The sequence below is a fragment of the Salmonella sp. 741265050_HSA genome, from assembly GCF_046569445.1.
Classification (GTDB): Bacteria; Pseudomonadota; Gammaproteobacteria; order Enterobacterales; family Enterobacteriaceae; genus Salmonella; species Salmonella enterica.
Map to the genome: position 1 here is coordinate 1 of NZ_JBKFSV010000028.1, position 5,850 is coordinate 5,850.

Here is a 5,850-nt window from a genome sequence, read left to right on the forward strand (position 1 = left end):
TCGTAGAATTTATTGCCACTTTGCATCACCGTGACTTTGGCGTTGCTGTTGGCTACGCCGCGGATGACGGGCGCGTAGTTGCTGGATCCCATCGGTAACATGCGGTCATCGTTATACATGCGCGCCCCGCGCAGGCTGAAGGAGTCAAACGCATCGCCACGGGTGTAGGAATCGCCTATTACCATTTGTGCTTTCAGCGCGGTGATATCTCGCTGTAAATAAACGTCCTGATTGTTGTATTCACTACCAGTATCTTTGTTCCAGTTAAGGCTACCTCGGGAACGCAAACGCCACGGCCCCATATTTAAACCGTAACGCAGACCCATGTAGGCGGTATCGGATGTTGTACCATTGCCTTCACTGTGCCAGGCGTTCATATCATAAGAGACGATGGCCGCCGGAACGCCATCTTCCCACAGTGATGGGTCAACGTACCCGGCGGGGCGCTTCAGGATATAAATCTGCGGGAAGTTGAGATCCATAGCCTGTTTGCCGGAATCGTAATTCGCCGTTGCTCCGGGGTAGTATTTTTTTATATCCAGACATGTGGTGTTGTCGTCGAGCTCGACGTCATCGCGCATTGCCGCGGGGTCAACGCCTGCCTTGGTGAGTAAAAGCGGTGTCAGACATGCACTGGCGCGTGGCGTACCGTTTTCATTAAAGGTAATTTCAGAGGTGGATTTCAACGCATTGTTAAGATTCACTTTCACACGATAGGTTCCGGCAAGTACCGGGTTGCCATACGCATAGCGACTAATATCGATATTCGCACCGCTATTAAGTAAAAATTGCTCGTTAAATTCTACGGCTTCGTCCGACTCAACAACGGTTTTTTCGGCTTCTGAATTTGCAGCAGAAACAGAAAAAGGGAGTGCTGTGCCAATAGCAAGACATAATAATGAGCGTTGAAATAGCATTGTTTTTCCGAATAATTAATGCGGGCAATAATTGCCCGCTATATTGGTACATAATTGTTATAATTGATTAGTCGATTTTTGCTTCTCGCTTATCTGTGCCACCATTATCATTAATGGTGTTATAGATAACGGTACCGCTAATATTATTCGAAAGACCTTTTACGGGCATGCTGACTCCGCTAAAGGGCAAAACGGATTTGCTGTCGACAGTATATTCTTTACCGCCCATTTTTAATTTTACGTTGGAAACGGAAACGTTGTACGGGCTGTCATTTTGGGCAAACAACGAAAGCGTATTGCCTTCTTTTTTCTGCGACCATTTCAGGTTTGCAGCCGCATCGCCAGGCGTGCCCTTCAGGCCATCCGGACGGAAAAATAATTTGATCCGGGTGCGAAAGGCGAGTTGAAGTTGATTTAAACTTTCGCCTTCTTTCGCTTTTGATTTTGGTGGGATTTCCAGCACGTTAAACCAGAACAGTGATTCCCGATCCTGAGGTAATGTGCTACCCATATACGTAATGCGTAAGGATTGCCCTTTTTGTGGATCGATACGAGATACCGGAGGCGTAATGACAAATGGCAGTTTTAGCTCCTGCGGATTAACACCGTCACGCCCGTCATCCAGCCAGGTTTGCACCAGTAGCGGTTTATTGCCTCGGTTATCCAGATTCACAATCACGTCTTTTGATGACCGCGGGTACACAATACGTGTTCCGGAAATGACGATATCCGCGTTTACCTGGAATGTTGTAAATGCCGCGAAGGCCGCAGCAGCGAAGCAGGTGGCTTTAAATCCCTTTGTAATAACCATATTGACCATTTTACCCTCCCTGTAGGCACACTTTAAAATCCCCCAGCACAGCCGCTGAGGGATTGGCTAATCTTTTTAAATAAAAGGATTAGTTATAAATAACGGTGAAGGCAACTTGCGCCTGTACGGTTCCTGCCGTTACCGGACTGCTGTCTGCATTCCACTTCTGGCCTTGGGTGTAGGCTACGCGGTAGTACAGGTCACCGGTGCCATCAGCGGAAATAGTGGCTTTCTGGGTGTTGTTAGTCTGGTCAACTTTGATCAGATCGGTAGCGCCGTTGCCGTTGTTAGCCAGCACCAGGTTAACGTTTTCTGCGGCACCCTGCAGATTCGCCGGTGGTACTAACAGGCCACCGGAGGTTGAGCTGGAACCGCCCCAGGAATCAAACTGAGCGGAGGCATCTTTTACCGTTGCGTTATCACATTCACTCAGATTCAGAGTGAACTGTTTTTCGCCCAGAGTGCTGTTTTCACCCAGTGCGGTAGCGAAGTTTTTAACAAAAACGGTATCCAGAGTAACGTCAAAATCATTACCGTCTTGATCGATTTTATTATCAAGAGAGATTTTACAGGTATTGTTAGAAACCAGACCGTGGAAAGTGATGGTACCTGTATCAGGTTCTGCAGCCATTGCAGAGCCCGCACTCAAAGTCATTGCAATAAAAGCTGCTACGCCATATTTTCTAAAAAACATTTCTAATGTCCATATTTAGGTATTAAGTATAACTATAAGATATGTTTTCATATATCTTATTTGTTGAAATATTATATTTCAAACGCATTTTATACAGGGTGAAGGTGAAAGGGAACAGTGTTATTTATTAGAAATGCTTTACATTCTTTTAAGTAAAATTAATGTGCCTTATTTAAATAATGGGATAAATAATAAATAATATTATTTATTCGTAATTTTAAATTAAAGGCAACCCACCCAAAAATATTTTTTCTGGAAGGGTTGTCCTATTATTGAATTTTAGGCAACCTGTACCGGAATAGCTTTCGCTGTGCGTTTCATTTCGTTGTCGCCTTCAAAATAGGCCACTTTCGGCCGCCATGTACGCGCTTCTTCATCAGACATGGTGACGAAGCTGGCGATAATCACAATGTCGCCAACCTCAGCGCAGTGCGCCGCCGCGCCGTTCACCGAGATGATTCTGGAGCCGCGTTCAGCCGCAATCGCATAGGTTGAGAAACGTTTCCCATTGGTCACGTTCCAGATATCAATCGCTTCGTTTTCCAGAATACCTGAGGCATCAAGGAAATCCTGGTCGATGGCGCAGGAGCCTTCGTAGTGCAGGTCCGCCTGCGTGACTTTTACGCGGTGGAGCTTGCCTTGCAGCATGGTGCGAATCATAACGTCTATACCCTGTCGTTTATCTTGACTAAGCAGGCACTTGTGGCCTGCTTTGGAAATTCTCAGGCAGTATTGCCCGATTTTTAACCCCTGTCTACTGGGCTAATGTAACGCTTTGATTATCGATCAGACGCGCCTGACCCAGCCAGGCGGCGGCCAGAATTACCGCTCGTTTACTGGTTTCCGTCAGTTCCTGTAGCGTGTCGGCATCACGGATTTGAATGTCGTCGGCACGGAAGCCTTTTTCATTCAGTTCCTGCTCGGCAATGGCAATAATCTCTTGCAGCTCACGATTACCCGCAATCAGCTTTTCAGCGATACCGTTCATCACGTTGTGCAGACCTGGCGCAATTTTGCGCTGCTCTGCGGTCAGATAAGCGTTACGTGAGCTGAGCGCCAGACCGTCTTTAGCGCGAATAATCGGCACGCCGACGATCTCAATGTCATAACTCATATCCGCCACCATTTTGCGGATCAGCGCCAGTTGCTGGAAATCCTTCTCGCCAAAGCAGGCGATATCCGGCTGGATCAGGTTGAACAGCTTGCTGACGATAGTCGAGACGCCGCGGAAATGACCTGGACGGCTGGCGCCTTCCAGCATGGTAGAGAGGCCGGGAACATCAACGTACGTCTGGCCTTCCAGCCCATGCGGGTAGATTTCCTCAACGGCTGGCGCAAAGACATAATCGACTTTGCGTTTGTTCAGCTTTTCACAATCTTCCTGCAGCGTGCGCGGATAACGCACCAGATCGTCCGGCCGATCAAACTGCATCGGATTGACGAAAATGCTGACGATCACCACATCAGCCCGGGCTTTTGCCTCATCGACCAGCTTCATATGGCCGTCGTGCAGGTTGCCCATGGTGGGAACCAGTGCGACGCGTTTACCTTCCTGACGCAGACGACGAATATGCTGGCGCAGCAGCGGCAGGGTTTCAATGATTAGCACAACAAAACTCCTTGAGTTGCTTGATGATCCTGCCCGATGGCGCTGCGCTTATCAGGCCTACATCCGTTGAGGATCTGTAGGCCGGATAAGACGCGTCGCGTCGCCATCCGGCACGGTCAGAAAAATTAGTGAAACTGTGTTCTTCGCCCGGATAAACGCCGGACTCCACTTCAGCCATATACTGCCGCACTGCGGCGCGCATGTCGCCCGCTTCTGCAAGGAAATTCTTCGCAAATTTCGGGATGTGGCCACCGGTAATGCCAAACGCATCGTGCATCACCAGGATCTGACCGTCGGTGACGTTGCCCGCGCCGATGCCGATCACCGGAATCGACAGCGCTTCGGTCACGCGCTTCGCCAGTTCAACCGGCACGCACTCCAGCACCAGCAGCTGTGCGCCAGCGGCTTCTAAGGCCAGCGCGTCATCCAGCAGCACTTGTCCTGCGTCGCCGCGCCCCTGAATTTTATAGCCGCCGAAGATATTCACCGACTGCGGCGTCAGCCCCAGATGGCCGCATACTGGTACGGCGCGTTCGGTGAGCATTTTCACCGTCTCCGTAAGCCATGCGCCGCCTTCGATTTTGACCATATTAGCGCCTGCGCGCATGACCGTGGCCGCGTTTTCAAACGCTTGTTCCGGCGTGGCGTAAGCCATAAACGGTAGGTCGGAGAGCAACAGACAGTTGGGCGCGCCACGGCGTACGGCGCGGGTGTGGTAGGCGATATCCTCCATGGTGACCGGCAGGGTGGAGTCGTGCCCCTGTACCGTCATGCCCAGCGAGTCGCCGACCAGCATCACGTTGATACCTTCATCGGCGAATAATTTGGCGAAGCTGTAATCGTACGCGGTAATGGTGGCGAAGCGCTTTTTCTCTTGTTTGCATTTCTGCAGCACAGCGATAGTAGTGGGTTTGCTCATAACCTCTCCGGCCATAATATTGATGAATAGAATGGCCGCATTGTAGGGGAATGAATCAGAAAAGCGTTAGCCCTTTGTGGGAAACTTATCGACCGCCACTTAAACCGCCATCAGGGGTAGTCGATGGTGAATATGCCGTTCGCTTTGAAATTCCCTGACCCGATTTGCTGGGTGCCGTCACGTTTGAGCGTCGCCAAAAAATTGAGGGTTTGCGACTGGACGACACCATTTTCACTGCTACCGTAGATATTGTCATCACTGGAAGTATCGCGCTGATCGTTATAGATCGAGGTGGTATCGTTGGGGATCATCACCATCTGCTGGCTATAGCTATTGGCCGCGCCGCTGATCTCCAGACCCACGCCAGTGGCTTTGTTGCTGGTCAGTATATTACCCAGCAGAGTGGGGGTTTTAGCAACAGTGGTGGAGGTGAGCGTCACGTTGATATTGCGCAGGCCCCTACAACCCGCCAGCTTGATGGAAAACGGCACCGCCGTAGCGCCGTTAATAATGTCGTTCGGGCTGTAGTGGCCAAGATCGACGGTAGTACCGCTAACGCTGCTGCCGCTGGCCACCGGTTGTGTGGTGCAGGTGGGTTCTGCGACGGTTACTGCGCTTATATCAAAGGTAGCATTCAGATAATAACTTTTAATACCGGCCCCTACGTTCTCGTTCCAGAAGCGCACATGATAATCGCCATTTTTGAGCAGCGTGATCGTTGAGTTGCCCGGAGTATAAGTTTGATCGGTGTAAAATGTTACCGCGGCATAGTAACCCAGCCCACCCCAGGTATAGTAATATCCTGGTCCTGATTGGTTCGGGCCCTTACAGCCGCCATTATCGCTGACTGAAATCACGTTGTGCATAATACCGTTCTGTATCTGCAAATTTGGGGCACTG

At 50.1% G+C, this 5,850-nt stretch carries 6 protein-coding genes and 1 pseudogene; all 7 read right to left on the reverse strand.

The features are described from left to right. Positions 1-917: FimD/PapC N-terminal domain-containing protein (locus ACLD4F_RS21865; RefSeq protein WP_411011035.1), on the reverse strand; the 917-nt coding region annotated here is incomplete at its 3' end. Positions 918-984: 67 nt separating this feature from the next. Continuing rightward, the gene (locus tag ACLD4F_RS21870; protein WP_411011036.1) at positions 985-1,737 is read right to left on the reverse strand and encodes a fimbrial chaperone; all 753 of its coding nucleotides are present in this window, start codon (positions 1,735-1,737) and stop codon (positions 985-987) included. Between the two features lie 79 nt (positions 1,738-1,816). After that, entirely contained in the window at positions 1,817-2,422 is a 606-nt protein-coding gene (locus ACLD4F_RS21875; RefSeq protein ID WP_108638824.1) for a fimbrial protein, read from the reverse strand. Positions 2,423-2,701: 279 nt separating this feature from the next. Next, positions 2,702-3,082, reverse strand: coding sequence for an aspartate 1-decarboxylase (gene panD, locus ACLD4F_RS21880; RefSeq protein ID WP_000621526.1), 381 nt, complete (start codon positions 3,080-3,082; stop codon positions 2,702-2,704). Between the two features lie 94 nt (positions 3,083-3,176). After that, the gene (gene panC / locus ACLD4F_RS21885; protein WP_411011037.1) at positions 3,177-4,031 is read right to left on the reverse strand and encodes a pantoate--beta-alanine ligase; all 855 of its coding nucleotides are present in this window, start codon (positions 4,029-4,031) and stop codon (positions 3,177-3,179) included. Between the two features lie 130 nt (positions 4,032-4,161). Further along, positions 4,162-4,950 (reverse strand): annotated as a pseudogene (panB, locus tag ACLD4F_RS21890) (3-methyl-2-oxobutanoate hydroxymethyltransferase); the annotation flags it as partial. A gap of 110 nt (positions 4,951-5,060) precedes the next feature. Then, a partial coding sequence (locus ACLD4F_RS21895; RefSeq protein WP_411011038.1) for a fimbrial protein occupies positions 5,061-5,850 on the reverse strand: 790 nt, incomplete at its 5' end.